The organism is Loktanella sp. F6476L (assembly GCF_023015725.1).
Taxonomy (GTDB): Bacteria; Pseudomonadota; Alphaproteobacteria; order Rhodobacterales; family Rhodobacteraceae; genus Yoonia.
In genome coordinates, this window is record NZ_JALKAR010000002.1 from 434,754 (window position 1) to 457,465 (window position 22,712).

Annotated in this window: 24 protein-coding genes; 10 read left to right on the forward strand and 14 right to left on the reverse strand. The window is 54.9% G+C overall.

Annotated elements, in window-relative coordinates; all coding sequences use genetic code 11:
* Positions 1-3 precede the first annotated feature (3 nt).
* The 7 genes from lpxK to MWU61_RS07465 form a co-directional block, all read right to left on the reverse strand.
* Positions 4-987, reverse strand: coding sequence for a tetraacyldisaccharide 4'-kinase (gene lpxK / locus MWU61_RS07435; protein ID WP_247127653.1), 984 nt, complete (start codon positions 985-987; stop codon positions 4-6).
* A gap of 1 nt (position 988) precedes the next feature.
* The gene (locus MWU61_RS07440) at positions 989-2,176 is read right to left on the reverse strand and encodes a glycosyltransferase N-terminal domain-containing protein (protein ID WP_247127654.1); all 1,188 of its coding nucleotides are present in this window, start codon (positions 2,174-2,176) and stop codon (positions 989-991) included.
* Between the two features lie 13 nt (positions 2,177-2,189).
* The gene (locus tag MWU61_RS07445; protein WP_247127655.1) at positions 2,190-2,432 is read right to left on the reverse strand and encodes a DUF4170 domain-containing protein; all 243 of its coding nucleotides are present in this window, start codon (positions 2,430-2,432) and stop codon (positions 2,190-2,192) included.
* Between the two features lie 39 nt (positions 2,433-2,471).
* Positions 2,472-3,281, reverse strand: coding sequence for a 3'(2'),5'-bisphosphate nucleotidase CysQ (locus MWU61_RS07450; protein ID WP_247127656.1), 810 nt, complete (start codon positions 3,279-3,281; stop codon positions 2,472-2,474).
* On the reverse strand, positions 3,268-4,614 hold the full coding sequence (locus tag MWU61_RS07455; protein ID WP_247127657.1) for a TldD/PmbA family protein: 1,347 nt from the start codon (positions 4,612-4,614) through the stop codon (positions 3,268-3,270). The genes MWU61_RS07450 and MWU61_RS07455 overlap by 14 nt, the downstream gene beginning before the upstream one ends.
* 64 nt (positions 4,615-4,678) lie before the next feature.
* On the reverse strand, positions 4,679-6,199 hold the full coding sequence (locus tag MWU61_RS07460) for a DUF2125 domain-containing protein (RefSeq protein WP_247127658.1): 1,521 nt from the start codon (positions 6,197-6,199) through the stop codon (positions 4,679-4,681).
* A 70-nt stretch (positions 6,200-6,269) separates the two neighbouring features.
* On the reverse strand, positions 6,270-7,763 hold the full coding sequence (locus tag MWU61_RS07465) for a DUF2125 domain-containing protein (protein ID WP_247127659.1): 1,494 nt from the start codon (positions 7,761-7,763) through the stop codon (positions 6,270-6,272).
* 111 nt (positions 7,764-7,874) lie between these two features.
* Between MWU61_RS07465 and MWU61_RS07470 the strand changes: the two genes are divergently transcribed.
* From MWU61_RS07470 to MWU61_RS07500, 7 genes are all read left to right on the forward strand, one after another.
* Positions 7,875-8,633, forward strand: a complete 759-nt coding sequence (locus tag MWU61_RS07470; RefSeq protein WP_247127660.1) for an SDR family oxidoreductase — start codon at positions 7,875-7,877, stop codon at positions 8,631-8,633.
* Positions 8,630-9,241 (forward strand): enoyl-CoA hydratase/isomerase family protein, encoded by a 612-nt coding sequence (locus MWU61_RS07475; protein ID WP_247127661.1) that lies wholly within the window; start codon positions 8,630-8,632, stop codon positions 9,239-9,241. Before MWU61_RS07470 ends, MWU61_RS07475 begins: the two co-directional genes overlap by 4 nt.
* A 56-nt stretch (positions 9,242-9,297) precedes the next feature.
* Positions 9,298-10,605, forward strand: coding sequence for a mechanosensitive ion channel domain-containing protein (locus MWU61_RS07480; protein WP_247127662.1), 1,308 nt, complete (start codon positions 9,298-9,300; stop codon positions 10,603-10,605).
* Positions 10,602-11,774 carry a TIGR03862 family flavoprotein gene (locus tag MWU61_RS07485; protein ID WP_247127663.1) on the forward strand — a complete coding sequence of 391 codons (1,173 nt, stop codon included), beginning with the start codon at positions 10,602-10,604 and terminating at the stop codon, positions 11,772-11,774. Before MWU61_RS07480 ends, MWU61_RS07485 begins: the two co-directional genes overlap by 4 nt.
* Positions 11,775-12,260: 486 nt before the next feature.
* Positions 12,261-12,461, forward strand: a complete 201-nt coding sequence (locus MWU61_RS07490) for a hypothetical protein (RefSeq protein ID WP_183523790.1) — start codon at positions 12,261-12,263, stop codon at positions 12,459-12,461.
* Between the two features lie 73 nt (positions 12,462-12,534).
* A complete protein-coding gene (locus MWU61_RS07495; protein WP_247127664.1) occupies positions 12,535-12,741 on the forward strand; it encodes a hypothetical protein in 207 nt (68 codons plus the stop codon).
* 74 nt (positions 12,742-12,815) lie between these two features.
* Complete coding sequence (locus tag MWU61_RS07500) at positions 12,816-13,016, forward strand: hypothetical protein (RefSeq protein ID WP_247127665.1); 201 nt, start codon at positions 12,816-12,818, stop codon at positions 13,014-13,016.
* A gap of 56 nt (positions 13,017-13,072) precedes the next feature.
* Here MWU61_RS07500 and holA read toward each other — a convergent pair whose 3' ends face one another.
* The 4 genes from holA to MWU61_RS07520 all read right to left on the reverse strand — a co-directional run bounded on the left by holA (position 13,073) and on the right by MWU61_RS07520 (position 18,336).
* Positions 13,073-14,095, reverse strand: coding sequence for a DNA polymerase III subunit delta (holA, locus tag MWU61_RS07505; protein WP_247127666.1), 1,023 nt, complete (start codon positions 14,093-14,095; stop codon positions 13,073-13,075).
* Positions 14,092-14,547 (reverse strand): LPS assembly lipoprotein LptE, encoded by a 456-nt coding sequence (gene lptE / locus MWU61_RS07510; RefSeq protein WP_247127667.1) that lies wholly within the window; start codon positions 14,545-14,547, stop codon positions 14,092-14,094. Before lptE ends, holA begins: the two co-directional genes overlap by 4 nt.
* A gap of 13 nt (positions 14,548-14,560) precedes the next feature.
* The gene (leuS, locus tag MWU61_RS07515; protein WP_247127668.1) at positions 14,561-17,104 is read right to left on the reverse strand and encodes a leucine--tRNA ligase; all 2,544 of its coding nucleotides are present in this window, start codon (positions 17,102-17,104) and stop codon (positions 14,561-14,563) included.
* A 149-nt stretch (positions 17,105-17,253) separates the two neighbouring features.
* Positions 17,254-18,336 (reverse strand): porin, encoded by a 1,083-nt coding sequence (locus tag MWU61_RS07520; RefSeq protein ID WP_247127669.1) that lies wholly within the window; start codon positions 18,334-18,336, stop codon positions 17,254-17,256.
* A gap of 233 nt (positions 18,337-18,569) precedes the next feature.
* Between MWU61_RS07520 and MWU61_RS07525 the strand changes: the two genes are divergently transcribed.
* From MWU61_RS07525 to MWU61_RS07535, 3 genes are all read left to right on the forward strand, one after another.
* A complete protein-coding gene (locus MWU61_RS07525; protein WP_247127670.1) occupies positions 18,570-19,223 on the forward strand; it encodes a YggS family pyridoxal phosphate-dependent enzyme in 654 nt (217 codons plus the stop codon).
* Positions 19,216-19,863, forward strand: coding sequence for a pseudouridine synthase (locus MWU61_RS07530; RefSeq protein WP_247127753.1), 648 nt, complete (start codon positions 19,216-19,218; stop codon positions 19,861-19,863). Before MWU61_RS07525 ends, MWU61_RS07530 begins: the two co-directional genes overlap by 8 nt.
* Before the next feature lie 81 nt (positions 19,864-19,944).
* Positions 19,945-20,592 carry a peroxiredoxin gene (locus tag MWU61_RS07535; protein WP_247127671.1) on the forward strand — a complete coding sequence of 216 codons (648 nt, stop codon included), beginning with the start codon at positions 19,945-19,947 and terminating at the stop codon, positions 20,590-20,592.
* Positions 20,593-20,651: 59 nt separating this feature from the next.
* On the opposite strand, the gene MWU61_RS07540 is transcribed toward MWU61_RS07535, so the two are convergent.
* From MWU61_RS07540 to MWU61_RS07550, 3 genes are all read right to left on the reverse strand, one after another.
* Positions 20,652-21,209 carry a L,D-transpeptidase gene (locus MWU61_RS07540; protein WP_247127672.1) on the reverse strand — a complete coding sequence of 186 codons (558 nt, stop codon included), beginning with the start codon at positions 21,207-21,209 and terminating at the stop codon, positions 20,652-20,654.
* A gap of 135 nt (positions 21,210-21,344) precedes the next feature.
* Positions 21,345-21,941: a L,D-transpeptidase gene (locus MWU61_RS07545; RefSeq protein WP_247127673.1), complete on the reverse strand. Its 597-nt coding sequence runs from the start codon at positions 21,939-21,941 to the stop codon at positions 21,345-21,347.
* 162 nt (positions 21,942-22,103) lie between these two features.
* Positions 22,104-22,622: a hypothetical protein gene (locus MWU61_RS07550; RefSeq protein WP_247127674.1), complete on the reverse strand. Its 519-nt coding sequence runs from the start codon at positions 22,620-22,622 to the stop codon at positions 22,104-22,106.
* Positions 22,623-22,712 lie beyond the last annotated feature (90 nt).

Consider the following 22,712-nt stretch of genomic DNA (forward strand, 5'->3'; position numbering starts at 1 on the left):
CCCTTAAAGACCAATCTGACTGAGGGCTGCTTCAAGTGGCCCCCAGTCGCTGATTTGCAGCCGAACCGGCACTGTCAGCACTTTTGCCCTGAACGCGTCGGGCAAGCGCACCGCATCTTTTTCAGTCGTCACCATCTGCGCGTTCTTCAACCGCGCTTCGGTTTCCAGCCTTGTCATCAACGCGGCGGTTAGCGGTTGATGATCCGACAAAGCTTCACCGTGGATCAGGACAACACCCAAGTCGCGCAAGGTCTGAAAGAACTTTTCAGGATGTCCGATTCCAGCAAACGCGAGTACCGGCAGCCCTTGCCACGGCATACCGGTCGGTAATGGTTCAAGATGGCCTTGGACATGTCCGGACAGGTTAGGCCATTGATCACGAAACCTATTTTGATCGTCCTTCGCACCAATTGACAGAACGATGTCAGCCCGGCTTAGACCAGCCGCAACGGGTTCACGCAAAGGACCGGCAGGGATAACTTTGCCGTTCCCAAAACCCCGCTTAGCGTCGACCACGACAATGGAGACGTCTTTTTCAACGCTTGGATTTTGGAAACCATCATCCAGAATTATGACGTCGGCACCATCGTCCTGCGCCGCTGTCACACCTGCGGCACGATTCTTGTCGACCCAGGTCGGCGCGAAAGCTGCTAGTAACAGGGGTTCGTCACCGACCTCGCTTGCGGAATGGGTCATCGGGTCAACACGGGTCGGACCATTCAGGCTGCCGCCATACCCGCGCGACACGATATGCGGCTGATGCCCCCTTGCAATAAGCCGTTCCGTCAACGCCATTGTTGTAGGCGTTTTTCCGGTTCCGCCCGCGTTAATATTACCAACGCAGATGATCGGAACAGCGGCTTTCATGCCGGACTGTGCAACACGTCGGGCGGTGGCCGCGCCATAAAGTGCACCCAAGGGCGACAGAATGCGTGCCTGCCATGCAGGCGATTGCGCCGATGTGTACCAAAAAAGCGGAGCTTTCATCTTACGCACCCACCCCGTCAAGTTGTTCCAACAACGTTTCGGCCAACCGATTTGTCACGTCAGCCCCGCGTGATGTGACATCCCATGCGGCATGAACAATCCGAGCGGCTTTGTCGGGTGACAAAAGCGTCTCGACAGTTTTTCCGAGATCCGCGAAAGAATTCACAGCAACACAGGCGTCAGCGGCGGCAAGTCTGGATATCTGGGCCTCATACGGCCGGACGAACGGCCCATGCAACACTGCGGACCCCAAAGTCGCGGCTTCAAACGGTTCACGGCATGTCGTGCCCGTCAAAGTCCCGCCAAGGTACGTGATTGGTGCCACGCGATACCATAAACCCAGCTCACCCTCTGTATCAGCAACATAGACCTGCGTCGCTTCGTCAACCTCTTCATCAGCGGAACGAAGGCATACGGAAAACCCGGCTCCGCGCAGCGTTTCTGCCGCCGCCACGCCGCATGACGGATCACGCAAAGAAATAATCAAGAAAAGACGATGCGCACGACGGCTTGCCTGATGATGGGCCTGCGCGATTTGTGAAACCTCGGAAATATCGGCATCCGCCGCGAACCAAATCGAGCGGGCACCAAGCGATTTGGCGATATCCTGACGTTCGTCTTCGAAGTGCGGCAAGGCGGCAGGCGCGCTTTCGAGCGGACCAAGCGTTTCAATGCGGTTTGCGTCGACGCCAGCCCGTACAAGCACGGGTGCGACGTCATCCGCGACTGTCATAATCTTGGCAAACTGGCGCAACATACCGCGTGTCAGCCCAGGCACCCACGTCTTGGTCGTGGGCCGTGCGGTTGCCTGTTCGGCACCAACAAGCACGCAAGGCGTTTTGGCCTGCGCCAGTTCATACAACGTCGTCGCATCAAGTTCCGGACCTAACCACAGCGTCAGGTCCGGTTTCCAATGGTCAAAAAACGCGCGTACCGGTGTGCGCCCTAATGGCGTTTTAAAAGTATCGTCCATCCCATCGGCAGTCGTGATGACCAGATAGATGGGATCGCCATCGGCCTGTAAACGTGTTTCCAGATCCCGAAGAGCATCCATCGGCAAATCGCCATTCACGCGCACCCAAATGACATTGCCTTGGGGGCGTTGCGGTAATTCATGGGTGTCCTGCCCTGTCCTTTCACCGCCGCGGCGTGAGAAATACGCCGCAAGTGAAAGTGACTTATCAGGCATTCAGGTGGTCCATTTAGCCGAGTTCTTCGGTCGATGATGCTGCTGTTTCTTCGTCACGCAGGCGGTGCAAATGTGCGATGAAATAGCGGGTATGTGCATTATCAACGGTGCGGTGCGCGGCCGCTTTCCACGCGTCGTAGGCCGTCGCATAATCTGGGAAAATACCTACGATATCGATATTGTTCACATCGGCAAATGCGCTTTTGGTTGGATCGATCAGCTCTCCGCCGAAGACGAGGTGTAGACGTTGTGTCATAGGGTTAACCTTTTTTGACTTGACCGTGTTGTATCAGACTTATGCGTTTGGTGAAGGTGTCTCAACCGTTGATGCAGCAAATGCCGCCCGCAAAAGACGTGTTACAGGGCTACCCGCTACCACGCCGTTAACCTGTGGATGCGGATTGTTAAAACGCAGCGGTGCCCCCGTTTGATCCGTGACTTCGCCGCCTGCTTCGGTGACGATCAAAGCGCCCGCTGCGATATCCCATTCCCAAGACGGGCGTAGCGTCATCATCACATCAAACCGGCCTTGCGCCGTCAAAGCCATACGATAGGCCAGCGACGACCGAAATTTACGTTCAATACCAGCAGGCGGCGTTTGATCTGCCCAGAATTTATCGGCAAAGCTCGCTTTGTTCGACAACACGGTCGCACCATCCAGATCGTTCTTTTGCGAGACTTCGATCGGGTTCCCGTTCAACGTCGCCCCATCGCCCTTTTGGGCGGCGTAAAGGTAATCGCGCATCGGCAGATAGACGACGGCGGCCATCACTTCGCCGTCTTCAAGCACGGCCAGGGCATGCGCCCAGTCCTGCGATCCCTCGATGAACGCCCGCGTGCCATCAATTGGATCCACAACGAATTGGCGCCGGGTCGCGAGCCGCCCCATGTCGTCTTCAGTTTCTTCAGACAACCAGCCATAATCGGGCCGCGCCCGTTGCAATTCGTGGGCCATCAATTCATTAACGGCCAAATCAGCTTCGGTCACAGGGCCCGCACCGCCACCTTTGTCCCAGACTTTGGGGCGATCAACGACGAAGCGTCGGGCGATATCACCCGACGCTTTGGCCGTCGCGATCAGAAGGTCCAGATCAGTCACCGGCAAGCGTCAGCCCTTCGATCAGGATTGATGGCACCACGTGCGAGAGATGTGCGCGTGCATCGTTCGCCGGAATCATCCGCAGCAGCATGTCGCGCAGATTGCCCGCGACCGTGCATTCGTTGACCGGATAAGTAATTTCACCGTTTTCGACCCAGAACCCAGACGCACCACGTGAATAGTCGCCCGTATTCGGGTTCACAGTCGATCCGATCATCGACGTGATCAGCAGCCCTGTGCCCATGTCGCGGATCAGGTCTGCCCGCGATTTATCGCCTTGCGTCAACGCAAGGTTCGACAGGCTTGGCGATGGAGGTGCGGATGTCCCGCGTGATGCGTTGGCTGTACTGTCGAGCCCCAATTTTCGGGCGTTCGCAAGGTCGAGCGTCCATCCAGTCAGCACACCATTGTCGATGATCGCGCGGCGCTGTGTCGCCAGCCCTTCAGCGTCGAACATACGCGATGAAAAGGCGCGTGGACGCCGCGGGTCTTCGATCAGGGAAATGCCATCAGGCAGCACCTGTTCGCCCAGCGCGTCACGCAGCCAGCTGGACCCACGCGCGATTGCCGCACCATTAACGGCTTGGCTGATGTGCCCGACAAGGCTGCTGGCGATGCGTTCATCAAACAGAACGGGAAAGCTGCCGGTCTTGGGTTTGCGGGCACCAGTACGTTCAACAGCACGCGCTGCGGCTTGGCGTCCAATGTCTTCGGCGTCGCGCAGATCGGCTTGAAAAATACGGCTATCGTAGTCGTAATCGCGTTCCATATCAGCGCCGGTGCCACTGATCGCGACGCAGGACAAACCACGGTCGCTGCGCGTGTAACCACCGGAAAATCCGTTCGATGCAGTAAGTTGGATGCGGCGGCGACTGTAACCTGCGGAGGCGGATTGGACCTGACTGATATCTTTGTTTTCGAGCGCTGCCGCTTCTGCGCGGGCAGCATCGGCTTGTAATTCTGCCGGATCAGGTTCGTCGGTTGGGTCGAACATCTCCAAGGAACTGCTGTCGCGGTCCACGGCCAGTTGAGACGCATCAGCAAGCCCCGCGTGGGGGTCTTCCGGTGCTTCACGGGCCATCGCAACGGCACGTTCGGCCATCTGTTCCAGCGTTGCGGTTTTCGCATCTGATGACGACACACAAGCTTGTCGGTTGCCGACAAACACGCGCATCCCGACATCCACGCCTTCGGACCGTTCTGCCTTTTCCAAGGCCCCTGCCCGCACATCAATCGAGACCGATGTACCATCAACGGCGATGGCATCGACAGCGTCGGCCCCCGCCTTTTTGGCAATTGCGATCATCTGTTCTGTTAGGGTGGAAAGCTGTTGGGTCATGTGTGCCTGCTTTGAATAAGTCGTAAGACAGGTATGCGGCGGGTCGCCCCGCCGCAAGGGGCGCTTAGCGCATGCGTTGGCCGTTCACGATGACATGACCTTCGCCGTTCACGTCCAGACGCGTTTCAAACGCATCTTCGCCTGTCGCTTTGGCAATAAAGCCCATGCCAAGACGCGCCATGCCCGCTTCGTCCGGACCAATAACACCGAAGCCAACCAAACGGTCGATCAACGCGTTTGCACCTTCAACATTCAGGATCGCACTGCCTTCCGGACGCGGGAACCCATCAAAGGTTGTCATGTCGGAATTGTCGACAACAAACGCCCCCGTGGCCAAGGCGCTTGCCCCGATAGCAGAGACCGAAATTTCGTTGATCGTCAGGCTTTCAAGGCTAATGGGTGGTTCCGATTGATTCATCTGCGCTTCAATAGTTTCGAAGTTCAGCGCATCGATTTCTGAAATGACAGTGCCCGCCACATCAATGTTGATCGACGCTGGATCGCGCGGCAGATCACCATTTGGATCAAAAAGACCCCAAAGGTCTTCGCTGATTTCCAAATCAGAGAAATCCAAACGCATGGCAACATCCTGCGGTTCTTCGCTTGGCATCAGTGGGAATCTGTAGCCGCCGACGGCTTTCCCCATGCTGCCAGAAATCGGGAATGGGAAAACGTCCGGAATCAACATGTTGAATTCGACGCCTTCGCCTTCGGCAAACAGGTCAAAGCCGGCGGCATCAATTGAAAAACGACTGGTTGTGCGGCCGGAGGTTTGTGATTGCTCGGACAGGATATCGCCGTCGATTGTCGTGACGGTTTCGCTGGAACTACCTTCCGCATCCGCTGTGCCACGCAGGTACGCGCCTGCCGCCAATGCCGCGGACAAGTTCATGATGTCCGAACCGCCAGCGGGGAACGCTGTCTCAAAAGTCGTGTCATTCGCGCCGAACTGTCCCGTGTTGCTAATCACAGACCCCTCGGCGTCGTTCAACACATAGGCCACGTCAGCGGCACCAGTAGTCATCTCTGTTGTTGTTGTGATCAGGTCGCCCGTCACAACACGTGACGTAGACGAATAACCGGCCCCACTGGCAAGCATTGAAAAGTCGATGTCTTCCTCTGGCACTTCGATATCTTTGACTTCAACCGTCAACGCATCGGCTGATTGCACAAATGTCATGTCGGCAGGGTCGCCTGACACTGTGCCTTGGAAATTGTCTTGCGCGATGCCTAGCGTCAGCGCCCCTGACCCTTCGGACGGCACATCAAATTCGATCCGCACATCAAATGCTTCAGGGTAAGAGATGACGACAGTCCCATCAGACTGATCAACAAAGCGCATGTCAGGCAAACCAACCCGCAACGTCGCGACATCAAACGGGAACCGGTAAAGCAGCGCGCTATCGCTGATCACGGTCTCGTCGCCACTGGTTGTCGGGGTGCCAATAACTTGTGCACCAGTTGATTCATAATATGCGGTGTAGGTCGCCCAAACGTCAGCGCCCGTGACGTCCGCCGCGACGCTTTGCGCCAACATAGCCGTGGCAGATAAAACAGTCGTTCCAAAGAGGTTTCGGCGAAGCATCATATTTTCCTTATATTACAATAGAAAAGGGGTGCGACGGCCGCCCATCGCACCCCCTATTTCGTGGAGCTTACTGGATACGTTGACCATTGGCCATGATGTGACCTTGGTCATTGATCTCGATCTTGGAACTCAGTTCATCGTCGCCGGTCGGCGTGGCGAACATCCCCATGAACATGCGGCCCATTGTGGCCTGTTCAGCAGGCAGCAGCCCCATTTCGACGACTTTGTCGATCAGCGCATTCGCCCCTTTAATTCCGATATTCACTTCGCCCGTTGGACGTGGCAAACCGTCAAAGGTTTCCAGATCGCTGTTGTCGAATGTGAAATCACCAGCGCCCGTGATTTCCGCACCCGCCGCTGCCAGACGCAAACCGATCAGCTGAAGGCTGTTCAATTCACCTGGCGTGTCAGCAAAGGCCATTGCTTCGGCTTGTTCTGGGTCCAAGATATTGAAGAACAATTTGGCCATGCCAGCCAATTCAAGTTCAGCCGTCACAGGTTCACGCGGGATCGTGCCCGTCGGGTCCGCCATGTTCCAGATGTCGTCGCTGACCGTGACTTCGGTCAAAGCGAATTTGAAACCGAACGGTTCTGCCTCGTCTGTACTTTCCAGCGGCATGTAAAAGCTTGTCTCGGCTTGATCCCAAGAAAAGCTAACGGGGAACGGCAGATCTGGCATTTGTGCGCTGACATTCACACCATCAAACGCGAAACCATAGGCCAGATCAGATTGGTTCATGGTGGCGTTGAAACCGCCTTCACCCATTTGAATGCTCGCCGTGCCCGCATCACCATCGACACTAAAGTCAGCGATAAAGCTTGCGCCAAGATATCCCATTGTTGAATCGACGCCAAAGCCGTTCGCGAACCATGTGTCAGGCGCGTCCATATCCAGACCTTCGGGCATATTCATGGTCCCGTCTGCACCCAGCCGTTCCATTTTGCCGCTTACAAGCATGTAGCCATCGCCGCCCGGTTCTTTGACATCAAACAAGACGTCCACGTTTTCAGCGATCATGTCATAAGCCAAGGCACCATCTGCGCTAGTCTGATACGTGCCCGATAGATCGTTCGCCTTCACGAAAATGTCGCCTTCGACATCAGCGGCATCGCCTTTAAATTCGGCAACACGCATCGTGTAGCTATCAGCGCTGATGTCGTAATCCATCGCATCAGGATCGCCGCTAACGGTAATCGCCATGTTTTCCTGCGCAACCTCAAGATCAACGATCAGGTCGTCCTCGATGTTTACCGCAATCAGATAGCTGTCCGGCACGTCAACGGACACGGTTCCATCGCCATTTTCGGTAAAGACAAGCGGGCCCAGGTTGGTCGTCACGCTGCTGTATTCGTCAGACATGGTCATGCTCAGGTCGTTCACGGTCAGCGTCGCGCCGTCTACGACTTCGCTGCCGATAGAAATGTTTTCAGACCCATAGACCTGAATTTGCTTTTGCCAGTCGGCCCACACATCGGCGGCCGTCACATCTGCAATCGCGGCAGAAGAACTCAGAAGGGCAGCCGCACAAACGGCACCACGCAATACAATGACGTCTTTCATAAGATGTCCTTTCAAATAATTTCTGCGCAGAGTGTCGGACGACTTGCACCGATGTGCAAGGTCGGGAATCCTAGACTGGCAAGCAATGGCCAAGGTACTTATGAGATTATTATGGTAGATCAGACACTCAGCGGGAAAACCGCACTTATCACAGGCGCAAGCCGTGGCATCGGTGCGGCCGCCGCGCATGCATTTGCGCAGGCAGGCGCGAACGTAGCACTGGCTGCGCGTAGCACAGATGACATTGACGCTATTGCCAAAGAGATTGGGGATCAGGCCATCGCAATTCCCTGCGACGTCGCGGATCCCGACGCTGTAAAAGCCGCCGTTGATCAGACGATCGATCGGTTCGAGGCGCTTGATATTCTGATCGGGAATGCAGGTATGATCGAACCAATTTCGATGCTTGCCGAGACTGATCTGGCCGCGTTTTCCAAAGCCGTTGATGTGAATTTCAAGGGTGTTTTCTACGGCATGAATGCCGTTCTGCCCCACATGATCGCGCGCGGAAGCGGCACGATTATCACCGTGTCGTCAGGGGCCGCACATGGCCCAATGGAAGGCTGGCCGACCTATTGTGCCACAAAAGCTGGGGCGTACATGTTAACGCGCGCCGCTGATCACGAAAACCGAGACAAAGGCGTCCGCGTGCTTGGTCTGTCCCCCGGCACGGTGGCAACCAAAATGCAGCGCGACATCAAGGCGTCCGGTGTAAATCGTGTGGCAGAACTTGATTGGTCAGACCACATCCCGCCGGAATGGCCCGCGGCGGCCTTGGTCTGGATGTGCGGCGATGCAGCCGACCCTTATCTTGGGACAGACGTATCGCTGCGCGAAGACGAAATCCGTCGCATGGTTGGTCTTATATGATCGATTATCACTACGACGATCATGTTTCGACGATCACAATCAATCGACCCGACAAAGCAAACGCCCTGACCAGCGCAATGCTGCGCGATCTGATCGATGCTGTTGAAAAATCACACGGATCTCGCGTGACGATCCTGACAGGCATAGGCAAGGTTTTCAGCGCAGGGGCGGCGTTGGAAGAAGTACGAAACGGCCTTGCAACTGATCCGGCATGGGAAATTCTTTCGCAATCAATTGCCGATCAAAAGGGCCTGACGATCTGCGCGCTGAACGGCACCTTAGCGGGCGGCGCGTTCGGTATGGCGTTGGCCTGCGATATACGGGTCGCAGTTCCCGATGCACGTTTTTTCTATCCGGTTATGAAAATGGGGGTTTACCCGCAGCCGTCCGATCCCAAAAGGATGGAACACCTCATTGGCCCGTCACGTACAAAGATGATGCTGTTGACCGCGCGCAAAATCGATGCCGAAACAGCCCTACGTTGGGGGTTAATTGATGACATTGCAGCGCCCGGCGACCTGATTGACCGCGCCCATGAACTTGCAGCGCCTGCAAAAGCAGCATCACTTGATCTCGTGGGCGGGATTAAGGACATGATCAAGCGCTGAACCTTGCCTTGCAAGCCAAACGCAGGCAAAACCACTGTGAAATATGAGGGGCGCCCATGGATCCGCAAGTTATTCTCGAACAATTTCTCGGCTATCTTGATCAGGGCATTGCGCTTGCAAAAAGCTGGTTGTTGTCGCCTGCCGCATGGTCCCAGTTTGGCCTGCTGATCGCGTCCTACCTGCTGGCAAGACTCGTCAACCGGATCGTTGCGCCGAAACTGACAAACCTGCTGACACCCCCCGCGGAAAGCGCAAACATCTTCGCTAAAGCGCGACGCTTTGTGTTGCAGTTCTTGCCGCTGATCCTACCGCTTTTGGCCTATGCGTTCACCGCCATGGGCGAAGCTGTGGTGACAGCAATGTTCGGCGCGGGCCCTGTCATTGGTTTTGGTAAGCGGGTTTTCCTCTTCCTAGCTATCAGAGCGTTTGTCAAAGATATCCTGACCGATCCGTTCCTGCACCTTTTGGGCAAATTCGTTCTGATCCCTGTCGGCGCGCTTTACGCGCTCGGGATTCTTGACCCAGTCATCATTTTGCTTGGCGAAGCACGTGTTAGTATTGGGAATATCGGCTTCAGCGCCTTGGCACTGGTTCGTGGCGTAATCGCCGGATCGCTTTTATTCTGGCTTGGACACTGGTCGAACAGCCAGTCATCCGCGTTTCTGGATCGTCAGGAAATGCGTCCAGCGATCCGCCAACTGACCGTCAAAACCGCCGAATTCGTGATCTTTGGCATCGCATTTTTGCTGCTGATGAACATTATGGGGATCGACCTTGGCACGCTCGCCGTCTTGGGTGGTGCTATTGGTGTTGGTTTGGGTTTCGGCCTGCAAAAGATTGCATCGAATTTCATCTCTGGCGTAATTTTGTTGATCGAAGGTCAGGCGACTGTCGGCGACTATGTTGAACTCGACGGTGGCGAGGCGGGCACCATCATCAAGATGACTGCGCGCGCTACGATTCTTGAAACTTACGACGGCCGCTGGATCGTTGTTCCGAACGAAGATTTCATCACAACCCGCGTCGTCAATTATTCGGATAGCGGATCGGCCAACCGGTTGGAGGTTCCGTTTTCGGTGAGCTACGACACGGACATCAACCGTGTCCCCGACCTGATCGAAGCCGCCGTCGCCGCCCACCCGAACGTCCTGACAGCGCCTGAAAGACCTGATTGTGAATTGCGCGGTTTCGGCGATAGTGGCATCGATTTTGCGGTCGAATTCTGGGTTGAAGGGATTGATGACGGTGTCAACAAATACACCTCGGATGTCCTGTTTGTTGTTTGGAATACCCTGAAGGAAAACGGTATCGAGATCCCTTACCCGCACCGTGTCGTCGAAATCAAAGGTCAGATGCCTGCATGACTACCGCGCTTGTGATCGGGGCCGGACCTGCGGGTCTCATGGCCGCAGATGCGCTGTCGCAAGCGGAAATTGATGTAACGATTTGCGACGCAATGCCGTCGTTCGGACGCAAATTTCTGATGGCGGGAAAGTCGGGCCTGAACCTGACCAAAGACGAACCACTGGACGCATTCATCGCGCGTTTTGGTCCACTACATCCGACCATGGAAGCGGCTTTGCGCCGTTTCGGCCCCGTCGAAGTTATGGCGTGGGCAGAAGATCTTGAGCAATCAATTTTTACAGGGTCCACCGGACGGGTTTTTCCGACAGCCATGAAGGCGTCGCCGTTGTTGCGGGCTTGGCTGGCGCGGCTTCGGGCCGCGAATGTCGTGTTCAATTCCCGCTGGACATGGACCGGATTTCAGGACGGCCATAGTCAATTTGAAACGCCAGATGGGACGAAACCAATTGCCGCAGATATCACAATTCTCGCGATGGGCGGCGCAAGCTGGTCAAAACTTGGTTCAACCGGCGCGTGGGCTGAACACTTTGATGCTGTGGCCCCATTTAAGCCTGCCAATATGGGATTTCAGGTTGCGTGGTCGGATCATATGACCCCCTTCCTTGGAACCCCAATCAAAGCGACGGCGCTACATGCCGGTCGTACATCTAGCCGAGGCGAATGGGTCATATCGCGCAATGGTATCGAAGGCGGTGGCGTCTACGATTTATCGCGGAAAATACGCGATGGCGCACCGCTTCACGTCGATCTTTTCCCTGACCTGAGTCATCAAGATGTGCTCAGCAGGGTCAAAAAACGCCGCAGCAAACAGAGTTTCCCGCAATTTCTGAAGAAAACCGTACGGCTGTCCCCGATAAAAACCGCGCTGTTCTACGAATTCACGAAAGGTGAAGATCTGAATGAAGCGGGCAAAATCGCTGATTTACTCAAGGCTTTGCCCGTCCCGATCCTTGACCCGATGCCAATGGATGCAGCAATTTCGACAGCTGGTGGGCTGCGCATCTCTGCATTGGATTCCCATTTCATGTTGCGCGATCAGCCAGGTCGATTTGCTGCAGGCGAAATGCTGGACTGGGAAGCCCCGACCGGCGGCTATTTGATCAGCGGTTGCCTTGCGACAGGCGAAGCCGCCGCACGAGGCGCGCTTTCTTGGCTGAAATCAATTTAAGCTGATTCAAAGAATCACGGTTGCCCTAACAGATGCCGAGAAACGACGGGTTTGATCAGCCAAGAGATTCGCAAAATCGCGCCGGAATGCGCCTTTTACGGGGAAAAACGCCACTTTCCGACCAAATTTGTGGCATTTTCAGCCGCTTGCCCACGTCCCAATTGCGATAAACTGTTGCGCGACCGCATCGCTTTTTAGCTTTTACAACGGACAGTCGATACCGTTTCAAAACACTCCGACTGTGCGCGCTAACCATTTATTACAAACGTTACAACTCTGATTCACCAATAAAAATAGGCGTTCCAACGTCTGAACTGCTTTGAGTTGCGCCAAATCGGACAGCAAAAAACTAATCCGGACGGTTTTCCGCGCAAAAAGAAACCCTTGGGTCCCGCGCCGAAACCATTTAACCACTTGAGTTACACGAGCACGGTGGATAGAAAACCTGTGATCGTCCACAAAGTGCATTTAATTTGGAGTACCGACATGCGCCTCACAACTACTCTCGCTGCCGCAGCTGCTATCGCTGTTTCTGGTGTTGCTGCAAACGCTGGCGGCCTGGCCCCAGTAATCCCAGAAGCACCAGTTGTCATCGTTGACACACCTGCTCCTGCTGGTTCAATCAACTCTGGCTACATCGTGCTGGGCCTCTTGGCTGCACTCGTAGCAGCATCTGCTTCTTTCTAATCTGACGATTAGATTTGAGTTTAAAGGGCGAGCTACGGCTGGCCCTTTTTCATTTTAATATAGGAATAATGACATGCGCTCTTTGAAAGTTCTCGCCGCTGCTGCGGTTTTGGCAACAACTGCTGTAACAGCTAACGCTGGCGGTTTGGCTCCAGCTCCGGCTCCAACACCTGTTGTGATCCCACAAGCACCAGCACCTGCACCTGCTGGTTCAATCAACTCTGGCTACATCGTATTGGGCCTCTTGGCTGCCTTGGTTGCTGCATCTGCATCTTTCTAAACCTCGCTGTTTAGACTACGTAAAAAGGGCTGGCATTTGCTGGCCCTTTTTTGATTCTACGGGGATATATTTACATGAAACTTCTTAAGACTTCTCTTGCGGCGGCTTGCCTGCTTTCCATGACTGTCAGCACTGCACAGGCTGACAACGCTGCCGTGGTTATCAGCGACCAAATTGGTATTCCTGAAGTTGGCCCCGATGTCGTGACGCTTGCAGGTCTGGCAGCTCTTCTCGCTATTGCGAGCGCTGCATCTGCGACATCCACCACAAACTAATTCAACTGACGGAAACGTACGTTAAGGGCCGTCCAGATTGGGCGGCCCAACCTGTTTTACCGACGTGCCATCATTGCAAGTCGTATCAAAACCCGTTCCATCAATGCCCGGTCTGGCGTCGCGCCCGACGAACGCATTTGCAGATCAGTGTCTGTCAGTGCAGTCAGCGCACGTTCAAGCCGGTCACGCCCCCAATTGCTGGCTTGGCGCACAATCTTATCGCGACGCGGCCCAAAGACAGGTGGACGCAGGCGTCCAGCACCGGCAGCAGCACCGCCCGGGTCAGATGCAGCGGCATGCAATTGCCGAAAGTGGCGCATCGCGCCGATACAAAGGGTCACGGGGGCCACGCCTTGCGCATACAAGTCCCGCAGGATCGGTCCAAGTTTATCCGCCTGCCCAGATGCCACGACCTCAAGCACATCGTCCACATCTACTTCCGCTGATTGCGGCGCGTTCGCCATGACGTCTTCAACACTTATCGGTGTCGCATCACCACGTTTGTACAGGCCGACCTTTTCAATCGTCTGTCGAAAATCACCCGGCTCCAATGATCCGGCGAGCGCAAACAGGGCATCCATCACGTCCCTGCTTTGAACCTCAAGCCCGGCGTCCCGCAACGACTGTTCAATATCATCTCGACTAGGTGGATCGTCATATATCCCGACCGCAACCGCATTTCGGTGACCTTCAAACACCTTTCGCAAAGCAGACTTTGCAGTCAATTGGCCCGCTGTGACGATGACCTGCGCGTCCCCCGGCTGCCAATCCGCAAGTGCTGCATCAATAACTTTCGACACCCCGTCTGTCGCATCTTCCACAAACGCAACGCGATGGCCGGGGAAAAAACCTTGCGCCTTTATCGCATCATTCAGGATCGCAGGATCTTTGCGTAGTTCGGCCCCTGGGATACGGGTCAGCCGCATTTCTTCGTCACCATTCGGCCCGACAAGGGCAGCGATCACCTCTTGCCGTTTCCCCGCAACGCGCATGGGATCTGCGCCAAAAATAAGCAGTCCGGTATGGGTTTTGTCGGGGTTGCGAAAATACCCGTTTGCTGCGGCACCAGCCAGCTTCATCGCGGCACCTCTAACAGAGCCAAGCGTTGACGAATCAGGTCAGCCAATGCGACCGCAAGCCGGGCCTGCGCGTCGCTCTCGACCGCTTGGGTTGCCGCAGTTGATCCGGTCGCGGAGTAGCTTGTGAAAGTTTGCTCTAACCCTCCGCCGATTTTTTCTCCGGCTTGATCGACAAGCGTCCACGTCGCATTTCCTGTCAAATTAAAGCGCGTGCTATCACCATCGACCGCAATCGTTGCCGGAACAGGTTCGATCTGCGGGACCACTCTCAGGCGGTATTGCGCAGCCGTCGCAGAACCAAATGTCGCCTCCAGCCTTTCGGCCAAACGGAATCCAATGACGCTGTCCGGCGCATCAATCACGATAGTGTTCTGCCACCGCGCTGCAGCACCATTGGGAACATGCAAAGGCACCACCGCACAGCCGGCCATCGTGACAATGGCGGCCAGCAAACAGAGGCGACGCCTAGACCACAATGTTCACAATCCGACCTGGCACGACGATCACTTTCTTCGGGGTGGCCCCGTCTAGCGCACGGATTACGGTTTCGTTCGACATGGCAAGCGCTTCAACCGATGCTTTGTCGGCATCTGCCGCCACTGCGATTTCCGCTTTCCGTTTACCGTTTACCTGCACCGGCATCGTCACTGTGTCTTCGACCAACATGCTTTCATCCGCGACCGGCCAAGGGGCCGTTGCAATCAGGCCCTCGCCACCCAGCAGAGACCAGATTTCCTCAGACAAATGCGGTGTCATCGGCGACATCAACTGTGCAAGCGTCAGCGTTGCTTCACGTTTCGCCACTGCACTTGCTTTAGATTTCGCAAGCACGCCAGTAAAACCGTAAAGCTTTGCAATCGCTGCGTTAAAGCCAAAGCTTTCGACGCCGTTGGTTACGTCCATGATTGCTTTGTGCATTGCGCGCAGAAGATCAGCGTCTTGCGCCGTATCACCGCCTTCAAAAGCTGCGACATCATTTGCGATCCGCCAAACGCGGGACAGATGCTTGTGCGTCGCTTCGGCCCCAGACGCGGTCCATTCCACGTCACGCTCTGGCGGACTGTCGGACAACACAAACCACCGTGCCGTATCAGCGCCGTAGGTCGCGAGGATATCATCGGGATCAACCACGTTCTTCTTAGACTTCGACATTTTCGCGGAAGGGATGATTTCAACATCGGTTCCATCAGCGAGCTTGCCGTCGGTCACATCCGTCGGGAAATGATAGACAGGGCGTCCATCAGCGCCTTTGGTTTGGTAAATCTCGTGGGTCACCATGCCTTGCGTAAACAGCGCGTCAAACGGTTCTTCGCTACCTTGTGGCAAGTGGCCGGTCATCCGCATGGCCCGCGCGAAGAAACGGGAATAAAGCAGGTGCAGAATCGCGTGTTCGATACCGCCGATGTATTGATCGACGTTCATCCAATACGCAGCTTCTTCGATATCAACCGGCGTCGCGGCCCCCGGTGAGGTAAAGCGCGCGTAATACCAAGACGAATCGACGAATGTGTCCATGGTGTCAGTTTCGCGCTGCGCATCAGCCCCGCATTTCGGGCACTTACAATCCCGCCATGTTGGATGACGATCAAGCGGGTTGCCCGGAATATCAAAGCTAACATCATCAGGCAGCTTGATCGGCAGGTTTTCTTTCGCCTCGGGCACCGCCCCGCAGGATTCGCAGTGCACGATCGGGATCGGGCAGCCCCAGTAGCGTTGACGAGACAGGCCCCAGTCACGCAAGCGGAACTTGGTGACACCTTGACCCACGCCATTTGCCTCGCAGAAATCGACGGCCGCTTCGACAGCTTCGTCTCCATTCTGTTCGGTCTCGCCAGCAAACCCTTTCAGATAAGTGACTTTATCAGTTTTGCCCGGCACAAATGCCTCGGTCAGTGTGACGTCTTCTTTGCCCGGCTCCGCGAAAACAGGCGTGATCGGCAGGTCGTATTTCGTGGCGAATTCGAAGTCGCGTTGATCGTGGGCGGGACAGCCGAAAATAGCGCCCGTACCGTAATCCATCAGGATGAAGTTCGCGATATATACGGGCAATTCCCATGCGTTATCAAACGGATGACGCACGCGCAGACCAGTGTCATACCCCAGTTTTTCGGCCTTCTCGACCGCTTCGGCAGTGGTGCCGCCTTTACGGCATTCCGCGCAGAACGCTGCGATTTCGGAGTTATCCGCCTCCAGCTGCTTGGCCAGCGGATGATCTGGAGAGATACCAACGAAGGAAGCGCCGTTCAGCGTATCCGGACGGGTCGTGTAAACCTCGACCCGGTCGTGGCCATCAGGGCCGTCGATGACAGAGAAACCAAACTGCAAACCGCGCGATTTGCCGATCCAGTTCGACTGCATCAGTTTGACCTTCGCGGGCCAGTTGTCGAGCGTATCCAGAGCGGACAGCAATTCGTCTGAATAGTCGGAGATCTTAAAGAACCATTGCACCAATTCGCGGCGTTCAACCTCTGCGCCAGACCGCCAGCCTTTGCCGTCGATGACCTGTTCGTTGGCCAGAACTGTCATATCGATTGGGTCCCAGTTCACGACCGCTTTTTTGCGATAGATCAAATCTTTCTCAAGGAAATCAATGAACAAGGCCTGCTGCTGGCCGTAGTATTCAGGATCACATGTCGCAAATTCACGCGACCAATCCAGCGACAGGCCCAGCGGGCGCATCTGGGATTTCATGTGGTCGATGTTGCCGTAGGTGTATTCCTTGGGATGAATGCCCGTGGCCATCGCCGCGTTTTCCGCTGGCATCCCAAAGGCATCCCAGCCCATCGGGTGCAGGACGTTGTGACCTGTCGACAGTTTATAGCGCGCGATCACGTCGCCCATTGTGTAATTGCGGACGTGACCCATGTGCAGGTTCCCCGATGGGTATGGGAACATCTCCAACACGTAGTACTTCGGCTTATCGCCGCTGCGTACCGCCTTGAACGTTTCGGCATCCGTCCACGCGGCCTGCCATTTGGCTTCGATTTCTGAAGGGGAATACGTGGACATATGTCTGGTCTTTCAATGGAAACACGGGCTGTAAGCTTTGCATTTTCATAAAGGCCTATGGGCCGAAAGACTAGTGCGCCCAAAGACGTGTCCACAAAAAGAAAGAGCCGCCCAAAAGGGCGGCTCAATCTCAATTCATGTAAGACAACTTAGAATGTGAAGTCTACAGAAACTGTTACGCCTGGATCGTATTCACCAGCGCCGATTTCGTCGCCTTGGTCGCCATCTTCGTCAGCTGCGTATACGAAAGTAGCAGTTGCACCGCCACCGAGGTCGTATGTTGCGCCAGCGTAGTAGTCAACGTCGTCGCCTTCGTTTTCGTTCAACGCACCAGCAAGAACAGTCAAGCCATTGCCGAGGTCGTAAGAACCTTCAACTTTGTACTTAGTCACGCCTTGGTCGTCCTGGTAGTCAACAGAAGCAGCGATTGGGCCGCTTGTGTAAGCTACGTTCACGCCGAGGTTTGCGTCTGCGTCACCTTCGTCAACGTAGTAACCAGTCGCAACAACTGGACCGATAGGGTATGAAACCTTGATACCAGTGGACTGTGTGTCAGCTGTCATGTTGTCAGCGTATGCAAGTGTGATTGTTGCGTTAGCAACAGTTACAGCTGCAGATACACCCATAACTTCAGCTGCGCTGAAGTCGCCGTTGCCGTCAGCAAAAGTTGTGTCTTCCTGGTAAGCTGCTGTCAAAGTAGCGATACCGAAAGTTGCTGCTGCACCGAATGAAAGCTGCTCAGCTTCACCGTTTGCATCGTCAATGATGTAAGACAAAGACGCGTCAACACCACCGAAAGATACGTCGCCGCGCAGAACTGCGGAGTCTGTACCTGTTGTGAAGGCGTCTGATTCCATGTCGCCAGCTGCTACAAAGCGCTTAGTCGCGGCTGTACCAGTGTCACCAACGAACAAAGACGCTGTGTCTGATTCCAAAGACAGAACGAAGTCGGAAGAAGCAAGTGCTTGCCCGCCGTCTTCGGAAGCTGCATCGTTGTCTTCAGCAACAGTGACTTCGAAGTATGCGCCAGCTGTCAGACCGTTGTCCAAAGCAGCAGTTGCAGTTGTCTTCAGGTTACCTTCCCAGAAGAAACCGTCTTCGCCGATACCATCGACTTCATTGTTGTAACCAAGTGTACCACCCAAAGAGTGGCTTACAGAGGCGTGGCCGTCAGCTGCAGCGGCGCCAGCAAAGGCGACCAGGGCAGTAGAGGTAAGAAGGATGCTTTTCATGGATAATTCCCTCGTGTTTGCATTCCCAAGATGCCAGATCGTCTAGCATTGAGTGTGTAATTGCGCCCAAGTGGCTGCACACTCAAGTAATTTGGGCCAATGTTTGGCGGGTCTATGAAAAATGGTGCATCAAGGACACACACCGGTTTTGGCAGTTTGCGGAATGACAAGCACGCACAAACCCCCTATTTCGTTGCTTAGAACGAATATCAAAACAATAACAGGACCCTGTAATGTCGCTGATGGATATCAAAGAGCGCATCAACCGCGCCGAAACAAAGGCGAACCGGCCAAAAGGTGATGTCACGCTTATTGCGGTTTCTAAAGTGCAATCTAATGCACGCGTTGAGGCGATTCTTTCTGAAGGTCACCGCGTATTTGGCGAAAATAAGGTGCAGGAAGCGGCTGGTAAATGGCCTGCGTTCCGCGAAACATATAATGATGTCGATCTTCACCTGATTGGACCGCTGCAAACCAACAAGGCCCGTCAAGCGATGACACTTGCACAGGCGATCCACACGCTTGACCGACCAAAGCTTGCAACAACAATCGCACGCATCGCTCAAGAGATCGGAAGTTGCCCTGATCTGTTCATTCAGGTGAACACCGGCGAAGAACCGCAGAAAGCAGGTGTATTACCGTCCGATGCCGACACCTTTATCAAAGACGCGATCGCGCTTGATTTGCCGATCAAAGGGCTGATGTGCATTCCACCGGCGGAAGAAGAACCATCCTTACACTTCGCATTGCTCGCCAAAATCGCAGGCCGCAATGGATTGGCAGGCTTATCTATGGGCATGAGCGGAGATTTCGAAAGCGCGATTGCCTTAGGCGCGACACATGTCCGCGTTGGATCAGCTATCTTCGGCGACCGCGTTTATGACTGACACCTACAATCCGCCGCAAGATTCGCTCGTGATTCTGCACGACGACCACGAAGTTGTTCTTGTCAATAAGCCAAGCGGGCTTTTGTCAGTTCCGGGCAAGGGTGAACATCTGGCGGACTGCCTGATCACCCGTGTTCAAGCGGTATACCCACAGGCTTTGCTAGTTCATCGCTTAGATCGGGACACCTCTGGTGTCATGATTTTCGCGTTAACGCCACACGCCCAGCGCCACCTCGGCCTGCAGTTTGAAAAACGTCAGACGAAAAAGACCTATGTGGCCCGTGTTGCGGGACGTATCGCGGAAAAAACCGGTACAGTTGATCTGCCACTTATCGTCGACTGGCCCAATCGCCCAAAACAGATGGTTTGCCATGAAACCGGCAAACAAGCTGTGACGGATTGGCGGGTCATCCGCGGTAACGATGCAGAAACGCGGGTCCGCTTGATGCCCAAAACGGGCCGGTCCCACCAACTACGTGTGCATATGCTGGAGATGGGGCACCCTATTCTTGGTGATCCGTTCTATGCGACAGGCGACGCACTGAACCACCCCAGATTGATGCTGCATTCCGAGACATTCCAGTTTCGGCACCCCGACGGCGGACAAGGCACCCGCATCACGGCCAAAGCACCATTCTAGTTAATTCGGTGACCTGTCGGGGGTGCGCTCTGTCGTGCGCGTCCTTATATATCAATAAGAACCGCATGAAAGGATACCATTATGAGCTTGCGTATTAACGATACCATTCCAAACCTGACCGTCGAAACCGATCAAGGCAGCTTTGCTTTGCACGATTGGATCGGCGATAGCTGGGCGATCCTTTTCTCGCACCCCAAAGACTTTACGCCGGTTTGCACGACCGAATTTGGCGCAGTGGCGCAACTGGCCGACGAATGGGCCAAACGCGGCACAAAGGTGATTGGCGTGTCCGTCGACGGTGTCGAGGACCATAAGAAATGGAAAACTGACATCGAAACCGTTGGCGGCGCTGCAGCAGGTTTTCCAATTATCGCAGACACTGGACTTGAAGTGTCCAAGGCGTTCGACATGCTGCCAGCTGAGGCTTATTTGCCGGATGGCCGCACACCAGCGGACAGCGCAACAGTCCGTTCTGTGTTTATCATCGGCCCAGACAAACAGCTGAAATTGTCGATGACATACCCAATGACCGTCGGGCGCAATTTTGCCGAAGTTCTGCGTGCCCTTGATGGCCTGCAGACATCCACTGGCCGTGGTGTTGCAACACCAGCGAACTGGAATGTTGGGGACGACATCATCATTCCCGCCACATTGAGCGATGAAGACGCGAAAGCCAAATTCGGCGATTTTGAAAAAGTGCTGCCGTACTTGCGCAAGACAAAGCTCTAAACGGCGTTATCGCTGTTCGAACTGAAAGAGCCTCGCAAGTGATTGCGAGGCTCTTTTTCTTAGAAGATATAGACGCGCGTGTTCACAGGCACCTGATCGTAAAGTTCTTCAACATGCGGGTTGATCAACCGTACGCACCCTGACGAAAAGTTCTGACCAATCGTCCAAGGCTGTGGCGTACCATGAATGCGGTAATATGTGTCGCGGCCGCCTTCATATAGGTACAGCGCGCGCGCACCCATCGGGTTTTGCGGGTGACCACCGGGCAAACCACGGCGATAGGGCGCGTATAGCTCTGGTTCGAGGTTGATCATGTTTTGCGTCGGAATCCAGCTGGGCCATTCGGCCTTACGGCGGATCGTCAAAACCCCCGTATAGTTCCGACCCTGATTACCAAGCGCAATGCCGTAGCGACGGGCGCGGCCATTGCCAAGCGTCCAATACAGATAGAAATCTTCCTTAACGACATGAATTTCGCCCGCTGGCAATTCGGGGTTCACGTCTACTTCTTGGGGTCGAAAACGACGCGGAAGCTGGACGACGGTGGGTGTCGCTATCGCGGGCGTCGCGAGGATAGACGCCACTGCGCTTGCAGTGAATTGACGGCGTGTCAGCATTTGGGGTCCTGCTCAGGTCTATTGCTGTCTATTTTGACGCAATCATTAGGCCAAACAGATTACCGAACCAACAAAATGCAAAGTACCGGCCCAATTAGGGCCGGTACTGTAGGGTTCCTGCATCACTTTGTGGTGCTAGGCGTCACGCGGATACAGGTAAACTTTCGAACGCATCGGCGTGCGGTTGTACAGATCTACAACGAATTCATTCGTAAGGCGCGCGCATCCGTTTGATACCGCAGTGCCAATTGTGCGGGGCGCATTTGTACCGTGAATGCGGAGATACGTGTCGCCACGCCCCGGTTCGAATAGATAAAGCGCGCGCGCACCAAGCGGGTTGTCCGGCCCGCCTTCGAGCCCGTCTGCGTATTTTTCATACGCCTCTGGATCACGTTCAATCATTTCCGGTGTCGGCGTCCAGCTAGGCCATTCTTTCTTGGCGCCAACGTAGAAGCTACCCGGTTCGTACAATCCTGGACGACCAACACCGACGGCGTAGCGCATTGCCTGATCGCCACCCAGTGTCAGGTAAAGGCGGAATGTGTTTGGATCCATGTGGATTTCATTGGCGGCGACGGCGCCTGCCAAAGTAACCAAAGTTGGCGCAAGAGGATCAGCAGGTACAACTGGCACTTCTGGCGCTGGCGCGGCCGCCTCTTGTGCAAAAGCAGGGTGAGCGCCAAACGCGGTGATGGCAGCACCCGTGGCAATAAAATGACGTCTTGTCAGCATAAGGTTTTCCCCCGAAGAATCTGCGCTGGTTTGTTCGTATCTAGCGTCATCCCGACCGGAATTCAGATCAAATATGAGTGAACCGGTTTTGGTGATGCAAACCAACAACAGCCTTATCTGCTCACAATTATGCCGAGGAGGGGGAAAAATCACGAAGCGATATCAGAATCGATACCCCAATGAGAAGTTGATGTATGGATAAGCCGCGAAATTGGCCGCGTCAGCGCGGGCTTTTTGCACATCCGGATCGGCATCAATTGCGGCCTGAAGTTCAGCGCTGTCCCCAGTGATTTCGATGTCGAAACCACCCACAAAAACAGCCCCGATTTCACTGCTTAATACCCACTCATCATTAATCGGATAGTCGTACCCAACAGAAACCAATGGGGCGGCAGTTCGATTGAATTCCGCAATACTGGTTGCGGTGCCGCTATCAAAGCTTTGCCCGTCATATTCTATCGGGTTGCTGGCTGAACCTGATATCGTGGTTTCAATGTTCGTTCTGCTGAACACTAGGCCGCCTGAGATTCGCCAGTCCGCATCCATGGGAGAGTAGTCCGCGATCACAGTCATTGCGCCAAGCGCGGCATCGATATCGTAACTGTTCCCGTTTTCCGTTTGTGTTTCATTCAGCTGAAGGCCACCTATCCAGCCAGCCCGTGCGCGCCAATCGGGAGTCATCTGGTATCCCCCTTCGAAGGACAAACCAAATGTGGAAACTCCGCTCCATGCGGTGACATCACCTATGTTTTGGGCTTTCAGCGGCCCCGC